Raw genomic sequence first — 18,008 nt, 5'->3', positions numbered from 1 at the left:
CCCATGACCTTCGATTACGCACCCGCACCCGAGTCCCGCGCGGTCGTCGACATCGCGCCGTCCTACGGCCTGTTCATCGACGGCGAGTTCGCCCCGGCCTCCGACGGCAAGGTCTTCAAGACCGTCTCCCCGTCGTCCGAGGAGGTCCTCTCCGAGGTCGCCCAGGCCCACGCCGACGACGTCGACCGCGCCGTGAAGGCCGCCCGCAAGGCCTTCGAGAAGTGGTCCGCACTGCCCGGCGCCGAGCGCGCCAAGTACCTCTTCCGGATCGCCCGGATCATCCAGGAGCGCTCGCGCGAGCTGGCCGTCCTGGAGTCGCTGGACAACGGCAAGCCGATCCGCGAGTCCCGCGACGCCGATCTGCCGCTGGTCGCCGCGCACTTCTTCTACTACGCGGGCTGGGCCGACAAGCTCGACCACGCGGGCTACGGCCCGAACCCGCGCCCCCTGGGCGTCGCGGGCCAGGTCATCCCCTGGAACTTCCCGCTCCTCATGCTGGCGTGGAAAATCGCCCCGGCGCTGGCGACCGGCAACACGGTCGTCCTCAAGCCCGCCGAGACCACCCCGCTGTCCGCGCTGTTCTTCGCGGACATCTGCCGCCAGGCGGGCCTGCCCAAGGGCGTCGTCAACATCATCACGGGCGACGGCTCCACGGGCGCCGCGTTGGTCGCGCACCCCGACATCAACAAGGTCGCCTTCACCGGCTCCACCGAGGTCGGCAAGGCCATCGCCCGTACGGTCGCCGGTACGGACAAGAAGCTGACCCTGGAACTGGGCGGCAAGGCGGCGAACATCGTCTTCGACGACGCCCCCATCGACCAGGCCGTCGAGGGCATCGTCAACGGCATCTTCTTCAACCAGGGCCACGTCTGCTGCGCGGGCTCCCGCCTCCTCGTCCAGGAATCGGTCCAGGACGAGCTGCTGGACGCCCTCAAGCGCCGGATGCAGACCCTGCGCGTCGGCGACCCGCTCGACAAGAACACCGACATCGGCGCCATCAACTCCGCCGAGCAGCTGGCCCGTATCACCGCGCTGGTGGAGGCGGGCGAGGCCGAGGGCGCCGAGCGCTGGGCCCCGGCCTGTGAGCTCCCCGGCTCCGGCTACTGGTTCGCGCCGACCCTCTTCACGGGCGTCACCCAGGCGCACCGCATCGCCCGCGAGGAGATCTTCGGCCCGGTCCTGTCCGTGCTGACCTTCCGCACCCCGGCCGAGGCCGTGGAGAAGGCCAACAACACCCCGTACGGCCTCTCCGCCGGCATCTGGACGGAGAAGGGCTCGCGGATGCTGTGGATGGCGAGCAAGCTGCGCGCGGGCGTCATCTGGTCCAACACGTTCAACAAGTTCGACCCGGCCTCGCCCTTCGGCGGCTACAAGGAGTCGGGCTTCGGCCGCGAGGGCGGCCGCCACGGTCTGGAGGCGTACCTCAATGTCTGACCGACTCTCCGTCTTCAAGACCTACAAGCTGTACGTCGGGGGGAAGTTCCCCCGGTCCGAGAGCGGGCGGGTGTACGAGGTGACCGACTCGAAGGGCGCATGGCTCGCCAATGCGCCGCTGGCCTCCCGCAAGGACGCCCGGGACGCGGTGGTCGCCGCCCGTAAGGCGTTCGGCGGCTGGTCGGGCGCCACGGCCTACAACCGCGGCCAGATCCTCTACCGCATCGCCGAGATGCTGGAGGGCCGCCGCGACCAGTTCATCGCCGAGGTCGCGGATGCCGAGGGACTGTCCAAGTCCAAGGCCACCGCCCAGGTGGACGCGGCGATCGACCGCTGGGTCTGGTACGCGGGCTGGTCCGACAAGGTCGCCCAGATCGCCGGCGGTGCCAACCCGGTCGCCGGCCCGTACTTCAACCTCTCCTCCCCCGAGCCCACCGGTGTGGTCGCCGTCCTGGCCCCCCAGGAGTCGTCCTTCCTCGGCCTGGTCTCGGTGATCGCCCCGGCGATCGTCACCGGCAACACGGTGATCGCGGTGGCCTCCGAGGACTCCCCGCTGCCCGCCCTCTCCCTGGCCGAGGTGCTGGCCACCTCCGACCTCCCCGGCGGCGTGGTCAACATCCTCTCCGGGCGTACGGCGGAGCTCGCGGCCCCGCTCGCCGCCCACCAGGACGTCAACGCCATCGATCTCGCGGGCGCCGACGCCGGATCGGCCAAGGACCTGGAGACGGCCGCGGCCGACAACCTCAAGCGGGTGCTGCGCCCGGGCACGACGGACTGGACCGCGGACCCCGGCACCGACCGCCTCCTGGCCTTCCTGGAGACGAAGACGGTGTGGCATCCGATGGGCGTCTAGCGCCAGGTTCGTCGCCCTTGTGACGACTGCGAAATCGACTGTGCGGGGCCCCGGCCGAACGGCTGGGGCCCCGCACAGCTGTCCGCTCTCTTCACTAAGATGATCATGCCCGCGCCATGGACGCCCCCCTCGTCGAGAGAGGCCTTTGTCGCCGCCCGGAACCGAGGAGAGTGACCGTATGCCGAAGATCGACCATCTGACGCCCTGCCGCCCGTTCCTCCACCCGGGCGAGGTGCTGCGGGAGGCCAGGAACTACTGCGTCTACCCCAACCTCCCGCTCGTGCCCGCCCATCTGCGGGCTCCCCGGAAGCAGTCGTCGGGCGAGAAGCGGGCCTGGGGAACACTGAGCAGCGCCCTCGACAAGGTGTCGCGGCCGCTCGGCCGGGCGGCCACCAGCCGGCTGGTCGACAACCGGCTGGTCAACAACCCGCTGTCGCGCGCGGTCGGGAACATCGCGGAGGGGCTGAGCCAGGCTCAGGAGAACTTCGAGGACGCTGTGGACGACGCCGCGGAGCGCATGATGTTCGGCAAGCCCATGGAGGGCGACTGGACGAGCATGGCCGGCCGGTTCCACGTCCAGGTCACCAACGCGGGCGGCACCCCGCGGCACCAGGCGATCACCGACCGCCGGCTGTTCGTGTTGACGGACCAGGCCACCGGGTGGCGGGAGCGCCCGCCCGAGCTGGAACTCGCCGCCCAGACAGCGCTTTCGAACATCGCGGAGCTGCGGCCCAGGCCGCGCACCACGTTCCCCCGTGGCCGCTTCGATCTGGTCTTCGTCGACGGCTCGTGGCTGGCGCTCGGCTGTTCGTTCAAGGACGACATGGAAGCGCTGATCGCGGCCTTCTACGGGCGCTGATCCGCGGACCGGCCGCGGCTCCGTCGGCGGGCGCGGGGGTCGCGCCCGCCGACGCCGGCCGGCGCCCGGGCCTCACCCCGGCAGGATTTTCGCCACGTGCTTCACCAGCGGTACGTCCCTGATGGCGGCGCCGCGGGAGAGGTTGCCGGTCACCAGGGAGGTGCTCAGCGGCTTGAAGTCGGCGACCTGAGTGCTGACTGCGTTGGCGAGCGGGTCGACGGGCGTGTTGGCCAGCGGGTCCAGCTGGATGTTCTTGAGTGGGCCGATGCCGCCGGCCGTGGAGTGCAGCAGCGCGCCGGTCAGCGCCGAGGCCGTCTTGCCGGTGTCGGTGCTGCGCGCCGGGGCGGGCGCGGGGGCCGCGCCCGCCGACGCCGCACCGCCCGCCGCGATCGCGGAACCGGCCGCGGAGATCACCAGGCCCGCGCGCAGCAGAGTGCGCGGGATGCGGCTGGGCTTGGGACGTGCGTGGGAGGGCATGTGCCACCTGCCTGTGGTTCGAGTGCCTTACGGGGCGGTACGGGGTGGTTCGAGTGCCGTACGGGGCTGTACGTGACCGTGCGGGGCGAGAGGGTTCGGGTAATCGATTGACTGCGTAGCGTAGTTGAGGGGGCGAGGGCCGATCCACCTCGCGCGCCAGGGGTACCCCACACAGCGCAATACGCGACAATGAGTACCCGTGAGCTCCCACTCCTCCACACGGCCGCCCGCCGCCCGCGTCGTCCTGCTGACCGGGCCCTCCGGTTCCGGCAAGACGTCCCTGGCCGCGCAGAGCGGCCTTTCCGTCCTCAATCTCGACGACTTCTACAAGGAGGGGACGGACCCGACGCTGCCGCAACTGCCCGAGGGCGGCGGCGCCGACTGGGACTCGCCGCTCTCCTGGGACGCCGGCGCGGCCGTCGCGGCCATCGACGCGCTGTGCCGTACGGGACGTACCGACGTCCCCGTGTACGACATCTCCGTCAGCGCCCGGGTCGGCGCCTCGGGGCTCGACCTCGGCGGCGCCCCGCTGTTCATCGCGGAGGGCATCTTCGCCGCCGATGTCATCGCGGACTGCCGCGCGGCGGGGCTGCTGGCCGATGCGCTGTGTCTGCGCGGCCGCCCCTCCACCACCTTCCGCCGGCGGCTGGCCCGGGATCTGCGCGAGGGCCGCAAGTCGGCCCCGTATCTCGTACGCCGCGGACTGCGGCTGCTGCGCAACGAGCGGTCGATCGTCGCCCGGCACACCGCGCTGGGCGCGCACGCGTGCGCCAAGCCGGAGGCGCTAGCCCGCATATCGGCCGCGAAGACGGCGGATGCGGTGGGCACGGCGGTACGTTCCTGACCCGCGCGGCCGTACGTCACTGACGCGCCCGGCCGTACATTCCTGACGCACACGGCCCTGCGCTCCCGACGCGCACGGACGTACGCTCGCCGGGCGCGGCCCGAACGGCGGCCGACGGCGAAGAGGGGATGCAGGCAGATGCCCAGGCAGCACAGCTATCGCACCAGCGTCACATGGACCGGCAACACCGGCTCCGGGACCAGCAACTATCGCGCGTACGACCGGGATCACGAGGTGCACGCCGAGGGCCCGCCACCGCTGCCGGGCACCGCGGACCCGGCGTTCCGCGGCACGGCCGACCGCTGGAATCCCGAGCAGCTGCTGCTCGCCTCGCTCGCGCAGTGCCACATGCTGTCGTATCTGGCGCTGAGTGCGCTGGAGGGTGTGGTCATCGTCGCGTACACGGACGACGCGGAGGGCACCATGGCGGAGGACGGCGCGGGCGGCGGACGGTTCACGGAGGTCGTGCTGCGGCCGCGGGTCGAGGTGGCCTCGGCCGACGATGCCGAGCGGGCGCGGACGCTGCACGGCGATGCGCACGAGAAGTGCTTCATCGCCAACTCGGTGAATTTCCCGGTGCGGCACGAGCCGGTGGTGACGGTCCGGGGCGCGTAGCCCTGCCCGGCCGCGGCGCCCCTGCCGGCCGCGGCACGCACACAGCAAGAAGCGGGTTCGGACAGACCCCCCGGCCGCCCGAACCCGCTTCTTTTCCCCCGTGCTCCCCCGTACTTTCCCCCGTATCCCCCGATACGCCCGGCCTCCGCGGAGCACTGATCGCTCCGCTTCCGCCGGTTCCCCCGTATCCCCGTTCCCCCTCGGGCTTTCCCCGTTGCCCCCTCGGGCTTCCCCCGATCCTTCAGGCCACCAGCTCGCCGAAGGACTCCTCCTCGTCACGGCCGAAGCTGAGGACCTCGTCCTCGCGCAGCCGGCGCAGGGCGCGCCAGATGCTCGACTTCACCGTGCCGACACTGATGTTGAGAATGTCCGCGATCTCCGGGTCCGTGCGGCCTTCGTAGTAGCGCAGCACCAGCATCGTGCGCTGCGTCTCGGGCAGCCGGACCAGCGCCTGCCACAGCACGGCGCGCAGCTCGGTGCCGCGCATCGCGTCCACGTCGCCGGCCGTCTCCGGCAGTTCCTCGGTCGGGTATTCGTTGAGCTTGCGCCGGCGCCAGGCACTGATGTGCAGATTGGTCATGGTGCGCCGCAGATAGCCGCCGAGCGCCGCCTTGTCACTGATCCGGTCCCACGCCCGGAAGGTCGAGAACAGCGCGCTCTGCAGCAGGTCCTCGGCCTCGTAGCGGTCGCCGGTCAGGTGGTAGGCGGTGGCGTACAGGGAGGCGCGGCGCTCCTGGACGTAGGCGGTGAAGGCCGCTTCGGCCTCGGCCGCCTCCGACGCGGAGCGCCGTTCCCCCGTGGCCTCCCCGTACTCCGCTCCCCCGTTGTTTCCCCCGTGGGAGGCGTTTCCCCCGTGGGAGGCGTTTCCCCCGTGGGAGGCGTTTCCCCCGTGCCCCCCGGTTCCCCCGTTGATCCCCACCGTCGTCGCGTCGATGGCCACCATGAAGGGCGGCCGCTGACGCCCGGCGCCGCGAGCGCACCCGCGCCCTCCGGCACTGGACTTCTCCGGCCGTACGACGTCATGGAGCCGCGTGATAACTGCGCTGGAAGTGGTGCCGTGCAGTGTGTTCATCTCGCGCCCCCCGTCGTAGAGCCAGCTCGTTCGGTGTGTCCGGGGTGTTGATCTCTCCCGGTGCCCAAAAGACTGCCAAGCCAGTTTCATCGCGTTGTCCGCCGACTGTCACAGCCCTGTCACAGGGGGCCGGTCCGCCCCGCGCCGGGGCGCGACGAGTGCGGGCCTTGTGTACGAGAGCGCCACTGGTCGATGTCCCGGCGTCCCATGGGCCAGAATGGCTGACGTGCCTTTCCTGTTGCTGATCGAGGACGACGACGCCATCCGCACGGCCCTCGAACTCTCGCTGTCCCGCCAGGGTCACCGTGTGGTGACCGCGGCGACGGGCGAGGACGGCCTGAAACTGCTGCGCGAGCAGCGCCCGGACCTGATCGTGCTGGATGTGATGCTGCCGGGCATCGACGGTTTCGAGGTGTGCCGGCGGATCAGGCGTACGGACCAGCTGCCCATCATCCTGCTCACCGCGCGCAACGACGACATCGACGTCGTGGTGGGGCTGGAGTCCGGTGCGGACGACTATGTCGTCAAACCGGTCCAGGGGCGGGTGTTGGACGCCCGGATCCGGGCCGTGCTGCGCCGTGGCGAGCGCGAGTCCAACGACTCGGCGACGTTCGGCTCGCTGGTGATCGACCGGTCGGCGATGACCGTCACCAAGAACGGCGAGGATCTGCAACTGACACCGACCGAGCTGCGGTTGCTGCTGGAGCTGAGCCGCCGGCCCGGCCAGGCGCTCTCCCGGCAGCAGCTGCTGCGGCTGGTGTGGGAGCACGACTATCTGGGCGACTCGCGTCTGGTGGACGCCTGTGTGCAGCGGCTGCGCGCGAAGGTGGAGGACGTACCGTCCTCGCCGACACTGATCCGTACGGTCCGCGGCGTCGGCTACCGGCTGGACTCCCCGCAGTGAGGGAACGTTTCACGGAGCGCGGGACGGCGGACGGCGCGGGCGGGGCGGACGGCACGGGCGGGGCGGACGGCACGGACGGCAGGAACGAAGCGCCGCAGGCGCCCGCGGGCAGGCGGCGGGCGCCGCGGCTGCTGCGCCGGGCGTCGGGGCTGCTGCGCTGGACCAGTCTGCGGCTGCGGCTGGTCGTGGTGTTCGCGCTGGTGGCGCTGACCGCCGCGGTCTCCGCGTCCGGTATCGCGTACTGGCTCAACCGCAACACCGTTCTGGACCGCACACAGAACGCCGTCCTCAAGGATTTCCGAAAGTCGCTGGAGGACAGTACGCGGTCGCTGCCGCTGCACCCGCGGTGCGCAGAACTCCAGGACGCGGCGCGGCAGATAGCGGGCGGGCCGCAGAATTACGCGGTGCTGCTGATCGGCGTGGACCGCGAGGGCAAGGACTGCGCGGCCACCACCGACAAGGATCTGCTGACGCTCAAGAGCGTGCCCACGTCGCTGCGTACCGCGGTCAACGAGGTGCGCCCGGTCGATGAGTCCAACCGCTACGAGCACCATCTGTACTGGCAGCGCAAGGAGGTCGGGGACACCCCCTACCTCGTCGCCGGGGCGAAGGTGATCGGCGGCGGACCGACCGGCTACATGATGAAGTCGCTGGCCACCGAGCAGCAGGACCTCAACTCGCTGGCCTGGTCGCTGGGGATCGCGACGGCGCTCGCGCTGGTCGGCTCGGCGCTGCTGGCGCAGGCCGCCGCGACGACCGTGCTGCGGCCCGTACAGCGACTGGGGCATGCGGCGCGGCAGCTGGGCGAGGGGCGTCTGGACACCCGGCTGCGGGTGACCGGCACGGACGAACTCGCCGATCTGTCCCGTACGTTCAACCGTACGGCGGAGCGTCTGGAGAAGCGGGTCGAGGAGCTGAGCGGGCGCGAGGCGGCGTCCCGGCGGTTCGTGGCCGATATGTCGCACGAGCTGCGGACTCCGCTGACGGCGATCACCGCGGTCTCCGAGGTGCTGGAGGAGGAGGCCGACTCCCTCGATCCGATGATCGCGCCCGCGGTGCAGCTGGTGGTCAGCGAGACCCGGCGGTTGAACGACCTCGTGGAGAATCTGATGGAGGTCACCCGCTTCGACGCGGGGACGGCCCGGCTGGTGCTGGACGATGTCGATGTCGCGGACCAGGTGACCGCCTGTATCGACGCGCGGGCCTGGCTGGACGCGGTGGATCTGGACGCGGACCGCGGCATCGTGTCCCGGCTGGACCCGCGGCGGCTCGATGTGATCCTGGCGAATCTGATCGGCAACGCCCTCAAGCACGGTGGCTCGCCGGTGCGGGTGTCCGTGCACACCGAGGACGCGGCGGGGGACGGCGAGGGCGGCAGGACGGGCGGCTCGGCGGTCACGGGCGGCGCCGGGGCGGGCGGTCCGGCCGGTCCCGAGACGGCCGGTGAGCCGGATACCGACGGCGGTGACGGCGGCCCTGAGGGGTTTGAGCAGGAGGCGGACGAGGGCCGGCCCGGCGGCGGGGAGCTGGTGATCCGCGTACGGGATCACGGCCCCGGCATCCCGGAAGAGGTCCTTCCGCATGTCTTCGACCGCTTCTACAAGGCGAGCGCCTCCCGGCCGCGGTCGGAGGGCAGCGGTCTGGGCCTGTCGATCGCGCTGGAGAACGCGCACATCCACGGCGGCGAGATCACCGCGGCCAACCACCCCGAGGGCGGCGCGGTCTTCACGCTGCGGCTGCCGATGGACGCCTCCCGGCTGGCGGGCGGCGGCAGGAGGGACGACGGTCCGGCCGGCGCGGCCGGCGAGGGCACGGAGGGCGAGCGATGACGCCGACCAGGCGGAGATGGCGGCGTACGGCCGGCGCGGCGGCGCTCGCGCTCGCCGCCGCGGGCTGCGGAATCCGGGGCACGTCCGTACCTGTCGACGCGGGCGGTGCGCCCTCGCGGGTGAGCTGCAAGGCGCCGACGGACGAGACGCCGCCGGGCTCGCCCAGTGGTACGCAGGCCACCGTCTATCTGGTGTGCGGCTCGGCGCTGGCGCAGGTGGAGCGGACGGTGCCCCCGGCCAAGGGCGCGTCGGACGCCGATCCGCGGCTGCCGGCCGCCCGGGCCCTGCTGAACGAGCTGCAGCGGCATCCGTCGGCCGACGAGGAGAAGGCCGGCTTCAGCAGCGCGCTGCCGACGGATCTGAAGGTCCGGGGGCCGCGCGCGGGCGATCCCGCCGATGCGCTGCGGCTGAGCATCCGGCCGGACGATCTGCCGTCCTTCGCGCTGGCGCAGCTGGTGTGCACCTACGGCGCGAACGCGGCGCTGGGCCGCACTCATGCGGCGGTGCTGGGCGGGCCGGGCGACGATCCGGCGCACCGCTATGACTGCTCCGCGGATGTGCTGGCCAATCCGGACATAGCGGAGAACGCCGGCTGGGGGGACCCGCTGTCCGAGAAGGGCTGAGCCGGGGCGGCCGGGGCGGGTGCGCCGCGGCGGGCCAACACGGGTGCAATGGGGCGGAACCGCGGCCCCCGCTACCGGCGTCCTGGCCTTTGTGCAGCCTCATGGCCCCGGCACCACCGCCGCCCCCCGTATGCGCGTCACCGGACTTCTCCTCCTCGTGGCGCATCTGCTGACCGTCGGCTGGCTCACGCTGCGTCCTCGTACCGTGCCATGGGTGCCCGCCGCGAATCTCGAACCGCTGGCGACGATCAGGGCCGAGCTGGCGCGCGACCTGTCGTGGGACGTCGTGCAGCATCTGGGCGGCCCGGTGCTGCTGCTGGCGCCTCTGGGAGTGCTGCTCCCGCTGTCGGCCGGGCGGCTGGACGTGTCCCCGCTGGTGTCCCTGACCCGTACCGTCTTCGCCGGTGCGATGATCGCGCTGGCCATCGAGCTGCTGCAGTCAGGGGTACCCGGCCGGGTGCCGGACGTCGACTCGGTGCTGCTGAACACCCTCGGGGTGGCCCTGGTGCATCTGGCGGTCGTCCCTGGGGCCCGGTCCCGGCTCCGTCGCCGGTACGAGCATCTCGGGGGAACGACCCCGAAGATCCCCAGGGTTGAACTGACCCCGCAGGCTGACGTCCTCTCGGTCAGCCGGACCTACCTTTGAGACATCGGGGCAAACGCCCCACGAAGTCGAAAAGGAGTCGCCCATCATGGCCGCCGCACTGGTCCGTACCCGCAACAACCGAATGATCGCCGGAGTGTGCGCGGGCCTGGCCCGTCGCTTCGGTACGACCCCGACGACGATGCGCGTGATCTTCGCGGTGTCGTGTCTGCTGCCCGGCCCGCAGTTCCTGGTCTATCTGGCGCTGTGGATACTCCTCCCCTCGGAGGACAAGGCCACCAGCGCCGCCGCCTGGTGAACCACCGGCCCGTACGCGCGAGGGCGTACGGGCCGTGGCTTGGCGCAGTGCGCGTCCCTACAGGACGGGCTGTCCTTACAGGACGGTGCCCGACGGGACGGGCTGTGTGCTGGGCTCAGCCGCCCAGGGGGAGGGTCTTGGCGACGGCGCTGGTCGGCAGGCCGCCGAGCAGCTTGTTGCCGCTGGAGTTCAGGTGGGTCTTGACCTTGTTGTCGTCCGACTTGGTCTTGGTGACACCGGAGACGGTCTTGGTGGCCCCCGAGACGGTCTTGGTGGCGTCCTGCACCGGCAGGCTCTTGAGCACGCCGGTGGCGCCGGCGGTGTCGATCGCCTGGGCCGCGTTGGCGGCGCCCGCGGCGGTGACGGCGAAGGCGGCGCCGAGCGCGGCGACACCGAGAGTCTTGATGGTTCCCTGCTTCATCGAATTACGTCCTCATTGATGGGGGCTTGACCGGCCAATCAACCTAGTGATGCGGCAACCGGCGCCGCAAACAGCCACGACGAATGAAAAAACGGCCGGTGGACATTCCACCGGCCGTTGCGCTATATGCTTCGCGCTACTGCTTACACAGTGTCAGATTCGCTGCTCACAGCGGTCGTTGCACTCACCGGGCGAAAGAGCCATTCGGCGCGCAGCTCCGCGTAACCGGGCTTGATGACGTCATTGATCATGGCCAGACGTTCATCGAAAGGAATGAACGCTGATTTCATCGCATTGACTGTAAACCACTGCATGTCATCGAGCGTGTATCGAAATGTCTTGACCAGGTGCTCGAATTCCCGGGACATGTTCGTACCGCTCATGAGCCGGTTGTCGGTGTTGACCGTGAGCCGGAACTGCAGTCGGCGCAGCAGACCGATGGGGTGCTCCGCGTAGGACGGGGCGGCGCCGGTCTGGAGGTTGGAGGTGGGGCACATCTCCAGCGGGATGCGCTTGTCCCGTACGTACGAGGCGAGCCGGCCGAGCTTGACCGAGCCGTCGTCGGCGACCTCGATGTCGTCGATGATCCGGACGCCGTGGCCGAGGCGGTCGGCGCCGCACCACTGGAGCGCCTGCCAGATGGACGGCAGGCCGAAGGCCTCACCGGCGTGGATGGTGAAGTGGTTGTTCTCCCGCTTGAGGTACTCGAACGCATCGAGGTGGCGGGTGGGAGGGTAGCCGGCCTCGGCGCCCGCGATGTCGAAGCCGACGACGCCGGTGTCGCGGTAGCGGTTGGCGAGTTCGGCGATCTCCAGGGCGCGGGCGGCGTGCCGCATGGCGGTCAGCAGGGCGCCGACGCGGATGCGGTGGCCGTTCTCGCGGGCCCGCCGTTCGCCCTCGCGGAAGCCCTCGTTGACCGCCTCGACGACCTCTTCGAGGCTCAGCCCCTGTTCGAGGTGCTGCTCGGGCGCGTAGCGGACCTCGGCGTAGACCACGCCGTCGGCGGCCAGGTCCTCGGCGCACTCGGCGGCCACCCGCACCAGTGCGTCGCGGGTCTGCATGACGGCACAGGTGTGCGCGAAGGTCTCCAGATAGCGCTCGAGCGAGCCGGAGTCGGCGGCCTCGCGGAACCAGATCCCGAGCTTTTCCGGGTCGGTTTCCGGCAGTCCTTCGTAGCCGGTTTCGCGGGCCAGGTCGACGACCGTGGCGGGGCGCAGGCCGCCGTCGAGGTGATCGTGGAGCAGCACCTTGGGGGCGCGACGGATCTGTTCACTGGTCGGGAGGGTGGTGGTCTCGCTCGTCATTTCGGCACTCTAGCCCCTACGCGCGTAGATCTCACCGAACGATACGTAACAGTGACCCGTCCACAGGGTGGCGGGCACGCCACCATCTGCCATCGTTCTCGTCATGGCTCAGCAAGCACTGCCGGTCCGCGAGGCCCGGCTGGGAAAACCGCTGGGAACGGGCGGGACGGAGAGTGCGGTGAGCGGGGTCGCCCTCTTACTGCCCGGTGGCGGACCGACCGGCGTGCGACGCCCGTCGCCGGTGTCCGCACTGGCGGTACGCCCGCTCGCGGCCCGGCTGGCGAAGGCGGGGCGCACCGAGGGGCTGACCGCCCATGTCGTGCACTACCGCTGCCGCGGCTGGAACGGCGCCGAGGCCCACCCGGCACGGGATGCGGCCTGGGCCCTGGAGGAGGTGGTCCGCCGCTACGGCGATGTCCCGGTCTGTCTCGTCGGCACGGGCATGGGCGCCCGCGCCGCCCTGCACGCCGCCGGCCACCCCGCCGTCAACTCCGTACTGGCGATCGCCCCTTGGCTGCCCGATCCCCGCCAGGACAGCACCCGGCCCGATCCGGTCAAACAGCTCATCGGCCGTCAGGTCCTGCTGGTCCACGGCACCAACGACGAGCGCACCGACCCCGATCTCTCCTACCGCTACGCCGAGCGCGCCAAGAAGGTCAACCGCGACACCTGCCGCTTCGAGGTGCACTCCGACGGCCACTCCCTGCACCAGCACCGCGCCGAAGTCCTCGCCCTGGCAGCCGACTTCATGCTCGGCTCCCTCTTCGCCCGCGACTACGCCCGCCCCCTGCGCGACGCCCTCGCCGCACCCCCACCCCTGGGCCTCCGCATGCCCCTGGCCGCGGGCTTCGGGACGTCACTGCGGCACTGAGCCCACGTCGGCGCCGGTCGCCCGGTCATCTGGGCAACAGGCGTCCCCGGCGGCTCAGCAGGAACTTTTTGAAGGCGGCCACCGGGGGTGTGTCGGGGTGGCCGTCGAGCCAGGCGACGCCGATTTCGCGGACCGCGCGGGGGGCTGTCACGGTCAGTTCGGCGACGCCGGGGCGGGGGACGGCGGGGGGCGGGAGGAGTGCCACGCCCAGGCCGGCGGCGACCAGGCCGCGGAGGGTCTCGGCTTCCTCGCCCTCGAAGGCGATGCGTGGGGTGAAGCCCGCTTCGGTGCACAGGGCGTCGGTGATCCGGCGCAGGCCGTAGCCCGGTTCGAGGGTGACGAACAGCTCGCCGGCGGCCTCGGCGAGGCGGACCCGTTTGCGAGCGGCCAGCGGGTGGTCGTCCGGGACGACCAGGCGCAGTTTCTGTTCATCGAGCCGGCGGGCGACCAGGTCCGGGTAGTCCGGGACCGGTGAGGTCAGGCAGAGGTCGAGGTCGCCGGCGCGGAGCCGTTCGATCATCGCCTCGCCGTAGTTCTGGACGAGCTGGAAGCGGACGCGCGGGTGGTCGGCGCGGAAGCTGCGGATCAGGCCGGGGACGGTCTCCGAGCCGAGGGTGTGGAGGAAGCCGAAGGCGACCTTGCCGGCGGCGGGGTCGACGTCGGCGCGTACGGACTCGGTGGCGCGTTCCAGGTCCGTCAGCGCGCGTTCGGTGGAGGCGAGGAAGGCGCGGCCGGCCGGGGTGAGGGAGAGGGTGCGGCCGTGCCGGGCGAAGAGGGCGACGCCGAGGTCGTCCTCCAGGCGGACGAGGGCGCGGCTGAGGGTCGGCTGCGGCATGCCGAGCTCCCGTGCGGCGCGGGTGACGTGCTCGTGCCGGGCGACGGCGGCGAACTGGGCGAGCCGCGGGGCCAGGGTCAGCGCCCACGAGTCGGTGCCGAGCTCGGCGGGCTCCCCCGCGTCCGGGCCAAGGCGGCCCGGTTCGGCCATGTCTTTTCTGTTGCGACCTTGCAACAGCGGTGCGCGTGAACTGGGATCATGTGTCACAGCATCGATTATGGCGTTTCTATGCATTGGACGCATGAACTGCGGAGTCCTACCTTCGAAACATGCCTCCCGCTGATACCGGGGCGTCCGTCACCGACCGTGCGGCCGCCTCTCCCCAGTCGTCCACAGACTCCTCTTCCTCCGCCGCCGCGCTCGACCCCGAGTCGGGCAAGCTGCGGCCGGGCGGCCCCGGCTACCGCCGGATGAGCTTCGCCCTCTTCGCCGCCGGAGTGGCCACCTTCGCGCTCCTCTACTCCACGCAGGCGCTGCTGCCCGCGATCTCCAGCGACCTCGGGGTGAGCCCGGACCAGGCGAGCTGGACGGTGTCGGCGGCCACCTTCGGGCTGGCGCTCGGGGTGATTCCGCTGAGCGCGGTGTCCGAGCGCTTCGGGCGGCGCACGCTGATGACGGTGTCCCTCTCGGTGGCCGCGCTGATCGCGCTGCTGGTGCCGTTCGCCCCGTCGATCGGCGCCCTGATCGCGCTGCGCGCCGTCCAGGGTGTGGCACTGGCCGGGCTGCCGGCCTCGGCGATGGCCTTCCTGGCCGAGGAGGTACGCGCCAAGGCGCTGGTGGCGGCCATCGGGCTGTTCGTGGCGGGCAACAGCATCGGCGGGATGTCCGGCCGGATCGTGACCGGCTGGGTCGCCCAGGCCTGGGGCTGGCGGGCCGCGCTCGGTGCGGTGGGTGTGCTGGCCGTGGTGTGCGCGGTGACCTTCCGGCTGCTGGTGCCCAAGGCCCGGCATTTCGCGCCCCGTTCGGTGGGCCCGCGGGCGCTGGCCCGTACGCTCGGCGGCCACCTCTCCGACCCGTTGCTGCGCCGCCTGTACGGCATCGGCGCGCTGTTCATGACGGTCTTCGGCGCGGTCTACACGGTCATCGGCTACCGCCTGGTCTCCGAGCCGTTCAACCTGCCGCAGGGCATTGTCGGTTCGATCTTCGTGGTCTATCTGGTCGGTACGGTCTCCTCGGCCGCGGCCGGCCAGCTGGTCGCCCGGGTCGGCCGCCGCGGCGCCCTCTACCTGGCCGTCGGCACCACGTCGACGGGTCTGCTGCTGACTCTTGCCGACTCGGTGTCCGCGGTGCTGGCGGGCCTCATCCTGATCACCGCGGGCTTCTTCGCGGGCCATGCGGTCGCCTCGTCCGCGGTCAGCCGCACCGCCAAGACGGCGCGCGCCCAGGCGTCGGCCCTCTACCAGTGCGCGTACTACGTCGGCAGCAGCCTGGGCGGTGCGCTCGGCGCCGCCGCCTTCCACGCCGTCGGCTGGGAGGGCACCGTCCTCCTCGGCCTCGCCGCGATGCTGGGCGCCGCCTCGATCACCGTCTACGCCACCCGTAAGGCCGTGGCCGAACGCCGGCTGCTCCACCTGGAGAAGGCCGCGTAACACCGCCGCAGCGCCGCGGCGCATCGAGCGCGAAGGGCCCGCCCCGCCACCTGTCCTGGTGGGGCGGGCCCTTCGTCCTGGCGGTCTCAGCCGGCGGGGAAGATCCCGGTGTCCAGGGTGAGTTCGAAGGGCGCCGGTAGCACCAGCTCGTCGCCGAACTTCACGGTCTGCAGTACGCGGTAGACGTCGTCCGTCGGTTCTCCGTAGAGCGTGATCGTCGGCCCGGCGGAGGCCCATCGGTCAACGAGCAGGTAGAGCGGGACGCCGGCCCGGGCGTACCCCGCGGCCTTTGCGATCCGGTCGTTGCTCGCGTTGGACTTGGAGGTGACCTCGACGATCAACTTGGCAGTTGCCGCCGGTACGTAGTGGCCGGGCTCGCCGCAGAGGACATCGACGGGAACCACGGCCAGATCCGGGATGTAGAGGCCCTTACGCAGCGGAATTCCCGCCCCGAGCGTCTGGTAGACGCCCCAGTCCTCCGGGAGCACGGAGTACAGGCGGCGATGGACCTTCTCGGCGATTACGTTGTGGTTGTTGTCGGGCGGCGGCGACATGGTGACGATCCCCTCGATGATCTCCACCTTCCAGCCCTCGGGTGCGTCCGCCTGTTCCCAGATACGGACGAGGTCGTCCCACTCGCGGCCATTGCCGGACGGGTGGTCGACGGTGAGTGCGCTCATGGCGGTCTCCTCTATCGGTACGTCACCGATCCCAGCATGCCGAACAGGACCCGAACCGGTCCACAGGTTCCGTTCACCCATACGAGAAAACCCCAGGTCAGCCGATACGTTCCAGCACCACGGGCCCCGCCGTATAGGTGGCGTCCTCCGAGCCGACGACGGCACCGCCGTCCAGCGCCTCCAGCGCGTACGGCAGCTTCTCGGGCGTGTCGGTGTGGAGGGTGAGCAGGGGCTGGCCGGCTGTGACGCGGTCGCCGGGCTTGGCGTGCAGCTCCACACCCGCGCCCGCCTGGACCGGGTCCTCCTTACGGGCGCGGCCGGCGCCCAGGCGCCAGGCGGCGAGGCCGACGGCGTAGGCGTCGAGGGTGGTGAGGACGCCGGAGGAGGTGGCGGTGACGACATGCTGTTCGCGGGCCACCGGGAGGGCGGCGTCCGGGTCGCCGCCCTGGGCGCTGATCATGCGGCGCCAGTGGTCCATGGCGGAGCCGTCGGCCAGCGCCTTGGCCGGGTCGGCGTCCTTGAGGCCGGCCGCGTCGAGCATCTCGCGGGCGAGGGCGAGGGTGAGGTCGACGACGTCCTGGGGGCCGCCGCCGGCCAGCACCTCGACGGATTCGCGGACTTCGAGGGCGTTGCCGGCGGTCAGGCCGAGCGGGGTGGCCATGTCGGTGAGCAGGGCGACCGTCCTCACGCCGTGGTCGGTGCCCAACTCGACCATGGTGGAGGCGAGTTCACGGGCGTCGTCGAGGTGCTTCATGAAAGCGCCGGAGCCGACCTTGACGTCCAGGACCAGGGAGCCGGTGCCCTCGGCGATCTTCTTGGACATGATCGAGGAGGCGATGAGGGGGATGGACTCGACGGTGCCGGTGACGTCGCGGAGGGCGTAGAGCTTCTTGTCGGCGGGGGCGAGGCCGTCGCCGGCGGCGCAGATGACGGAGCCGACGTCGCGCAGCACGTCCAGCATCTCGTCGTTGCTCAGCTGGGCGCGCCAGCCGGGGATCGCCTCCAGCTTGTCGAGGGTGCCGCCGGTGTGACCGAGGCCGCGGCCGGAGAGCTGGGGCACGGCGGCGCCGCAGGCGGCGACGAGCGGGGCGAGCGGGAGGGTGATCTTGTCGCCGACGCCGCCGGTGGAGTGCTTGTCGGCGGTGGGGCGCGGCAGCGACGAGAAGTCCATCCGCTCGCCCGAGGCGATCATGGCCGCCGTCCAACGGGCGATCTCCGTGCGGTTCATGCCGTTGAGGAAGATGGCCATCGCCAGGGACGACATCTGCTCATGGGCGACCTCGCCGCGGGTGTAGGCGTCGATCACCCAGTCGATCTGATCGGCGGTCAGCTCGCCGCGGTCGCGCTTGGTGCGGATGACGGAGATGGCGTCCATGGACGGTTCCTTTCGAACGGGTAACTCCCGTTCTACACGCATAGAAACGAGCGTGGCCAGAGAGGGCCGGGAAACGACGCGGATGCTACCGGGTCAGATGCCCCGGCCCGAACGCGTCCGGCAGCAGCTCGGAGAGCGGGCGGATGCCGGCCGCGGTGTCCACCAGGAGGTCCGGGCCGCCGTGTTCGTACAGGAGCTGGCGGCAGCGGCCGCACGGGACGAGCAGTTCGCCCGCGCCGTCCACGCAGGTGAAGGCGGTCAGGCGGCCGCCGCCGCCGGCGAACAGGGCGGAGATCAGGCCGCATTCGGCGCACAGGCCGAGACCGTACGAGGCGTTCTCGACATTGCAGCCGGTGACGGTGCGGCCGTCGTCCACGAGGGCGGCGGCGCCGACGGGATAGCCGGAGTACGGGGCGTAGGCCCGGGACATCGCGTCCCGGGCCTGCCGCCGCAGCGACTCCCAGTCGGGAGCTGTGCTCATGCCGATACCTCGCTTCGCGAGGCCTCGCACTCGCTCGGCG

The 18,008-nt window shown here is 71.3% G+C and carries 20 protein-coding genes; 12 read left to right on the top strand and 8 right to left on the bottom strand.

Annotation, left to right across the window (positions count from 1 at the left end):
- The first annotated feature begins 3 nt into the window (after positions 1–3).
- From KI385_RS28375 to KI385_RS28365, 3 genes are all read left to right on the top strand, one after another.
- The gene (locus tag KI385_RS28375; RefSeq protein WP_238574991.1) at positions 4–1,434 is read left to right on the top strand and encodes an aldehyde dehydrogenase family protein; all 1,431 of its coding nucleotides are present in this window, start codon (positions 4–6) and stop codon (positions 1,432–1,434) included.
- Positions 1,427–2,287 (top strand): aldehyde dehydrogenase family protein, encoded by an 861-nt coding sequence (locus KI385_RS28370; protein WP_238574990.1) that lies wholly within the window; start codon positions 1,427–1,429, stop codon positions 2,285–2,287. Before KI385_RS28375 ends, KI385_RS28370 begins: the two co-directional genes overlap by 8 nt.
- A 178-nt stretch (positions 2,288–2,465) precedes the next feature.
- Positions 2,466–3,146, top strand: a complete 681-nt coding sequence (locus KI385_RS28365) for a hypothetical protein (protein WP_238574989.1) — start codon at positions 2,466–2,468, stop codon at positions 3,144–3,146.
- 72 nt (positions 3,147–3,218) lie between these two features.
- Here the strand turns inward: KI385_RS28365 and KI385_RS28360 are convergent, their stop codons facing one another.
- The gene (locus KI385_RS28360; RefSeq protein ID WP_238574988.1) at positions 3,219–3,623 is read right to left on the bottom strand and encodes a hypothetical protein; all 405 of its coding nucleotides are present in this window, start codon (positions 3,621–3,623) and stop codon (positions 3,219–3,221) included.
- Positions 3,624–3,822: 199 nt separating this feature from the next.
- Here KI385_RS28360 and KI385_RS28355 point away from each other — a divergent pair, with 199 nt between their 5' ends.
- Both KI385_RS28355 and KI385_RS28350 read left to right on the top strand, forming a co-directional pair.
- On the top strand, positions 3,823–4,467 hold the full coding sequence (locus tag KI385_RS28355; RefSeq protein ID WP_238574987.1) for a uridine kinase family protein: 645 nt from the start codon (positions 3,823–3,825) through the stop codon (positions 4,465–4,467).
- Between the two features lie 138 nt (positions 4,468–4,605).
- Positions 4,606–5,082, top strand: coding sequence for an OsmC family protein (locus KI385_RS28350; protein ID WP_238574986.1), 477 nt, complete (start codon positions 4,606–4,608; stop codon positions 5,080–5,082).
- 241 nt (positions 5,083–5,323) lie between these two features.
- On the opposite strand, the gene KI385_RS28345 is transcribed toward KI385_RS28350, so the two are convergent.
- On the bottom strand, positions 5,324–6,154 hold the full coding sequence (locus tag KI385_RS28345; RefSeq protein WP_238574985.1) for a SigE family RNA polymerase sigma factor: 831 nt from the start codon (positions 6,152–6,154) through the stop codon (positions 5,324–5,326).
- Between the two features lie 226 nt (positions 6,155–6,380).
- Here KI385_RS28345 and afsQ1 point away from each other — a divergent pair, with 226 nt between their 5' ends.
- The 5 genes from afsQ1 (at position 6,381) to KI385_RS28320 (ending at position 10,412) form a co-directional block, all read left to right on the top strand.
- A complete protein-coding gene (afsQ1, locus tag KI385_RS28340; RefSeq protein ID WP_181924064.1) occupies positions 6,381–7,058 on the top strand; it encodes a two-component system response regulator AfsQ1 in 678 nt (225 codons plus the stop codon).
- Complete coding sequence (locus KI385_RS28335; RefSeq protein ID WP_425357099.1) at positions 6,956–8,887, top strand: ATP-binding protein; 1,932 nt, start codon at positions 6,956–6,958, stop codon at positions 8,885–8,887. Before afsQ1 ends, KI385_RS28335 begins: the two co-directional genes overlap by 103 nt.
- Entirely contained in the window at positions 8,884–9,510 is a 627-nt protein-coding gene (locus KI385_RS28330) for a hypothetical protein (protein ID WP_238574984.1), read from the top strand. Before KI385_RS28335 ends, KI385_RS28330 begins: the two co-directional genes overlap by 4 nt.
- Before the next feature lie 130 nt (positions 9,511–9,640).
- The gene (locus KI385_RS28325; protein ID WP_238577879.1) at positions 9,641–10,156 is read left to right on the top strand and encodes a VanZ family protein; all 516 of its coding nucleotides are present in this window, start codon (positions 9,641–9,643) and stop codon (positions 10,154–10,156) included.
- Positions 10,157–10,202: 46 nt separating this feature from the next.
- Positions 10,203–10,412 carry a PspC domain-containing protein gene (locus KI385_RS28320; RefSeq protein ID WP_238574983.1) on the top strand — a complete coding sequence of 70 codons (210 nt, stop codon included), beginning with the start codon at positions 10,203–10,205 and terminating at the stop codon, positions 10,410–10,412.
- Between the two features lie 115 nt (positions 10,413–10,527).
- Here KI385_RS28320 and KI385_RS28315 read toward each other — a convergent pair whose 3' ends face one another.
- Positions 10,528–10,833 (bottom strand): hypothetical protein, encoded by a 306-nt coding sequence (locus KI385_RS28315; protein ID WP_238574982.1) that lies wholly within the window; start codon positions 10,831–10,833, stop codon positions 10,528–10,530.
- Positions 10,834–10,976: 143 nt separating this feature from the next.
- On the bottom strand, positions 10,977–12,137 hold the full coding sequence (locus KI385_RS28310; RefSeq protein ID WP_238574981.1) for an adenosine deaminase: 1,161 nt from the start codon (positions 12,135–12,137) through the stop codon (positions 10,977–10,979).
- A 103-nt stretch (positions 12,138–12,240) separates the two neighbouring features.
- On the opposite strand from KI385_RS28310, the gene KI385_RS28305 reads away from it, so the two are divergent.
- Positions 12,241–13,008 carry an alpha/beta hydrolase gene (locus tag KI385_RS28305; protein ID WP_238574980.1) on the top strand — a complete coding sequence of 256 codons (768 nt, stop codon included), beginning with the start codon at positions 12,241–12,243 and terminating at the stop codon, positions 13,006–13,008.
- A gap of 25 nt (positions 13,009–13,033) precedes the next feature.
- Here KI385_RS28305 and KI385_RS28300 read toward each other — a convergent pair whose 3' ends face one another.
- On the bottom strand, positions 13,034–13,993 hold the full coding sequence (locus KI385_RS28300) for a LysR family transcriptional regulator (protein WP_238574979.1): 960 nt from the start codon (positions 13,991–13,993) through the stop codon (positions 13,034–13,036).
- A 119-nt stretch (positions 13,994–14,112) separates the two neighbouring features.
- On the opposite strand from KI385_RS28300, the gene KI385_RS28295 reads away from it, so the two are divergent.
- Entirely contained in the window at positions 14,113–15,432 is a 1,320-nt protein-coding gene (locus KI385_RS28295; RefSeq protein WP_238574978.1) for an MFS transporter, read from the top strand.
- An 86-nt stretch (positions 15,433–15,518) separates the two neighbouring features.
- Here the strand turns inward: KI385_RS28295 and KI385_RS28290 are convergent, their stop codons facing one another.
- From KI385_RS28290 to KI385_RS28280, 3 genes are all read right to left on the bottom strand, one after another.
- Positions 15,519–16,112, bottom strand: coding sequence for a Uma2 family endonuclease (locus tag KI385_RS28290; RefSeq protein ID WP_238574977.1), 594 nt, complete (start codon positions 16,110–16,112; stop codon positions 15,519–15,521).
- A 97-nt stretch (positions 16,113–16,209) separates the two neighbouring features.
- Positions 16,210–17,487: a thymidine phosphorylase gene (locus KI385_RS28285; protein WP_238574976.1), complete on the bottom strand. Its 1,278-nt coding sequence runs from the start codon at positions 17,485–17,487 to the stop codon at positions 16,210–16,212.
- 85 nt (positions 17,488–17,572) lie between these two features.
- Positions 17,573–17,968, bottom strand: coding sequence for a cytidine deaminase (locus KI385_RS28280; protein ID WP_238574975.1), 396 nt, complete (start codon positions 17,966–17,968; stop codon positions 17,573–17,575).
- Positions 17,969–18,008: the final 40 nt, after the last annotated feature.

The sequence above is a fragment of the Streptomyces inhibens genome (assembly GCF_022221585.1).
Taxonomy (GTDB): Bacteria; Actinomycetota; Actinomycetes; order Streptomycetales; family Streptomycetaceae; genus Streptomyces; species Streptomyces inhibens.
The sequence above is the reverse complement of the archived record's forward strand: the minus strand, read 5'-3'. Positions and strand labels throughout refer to the sequence as shown.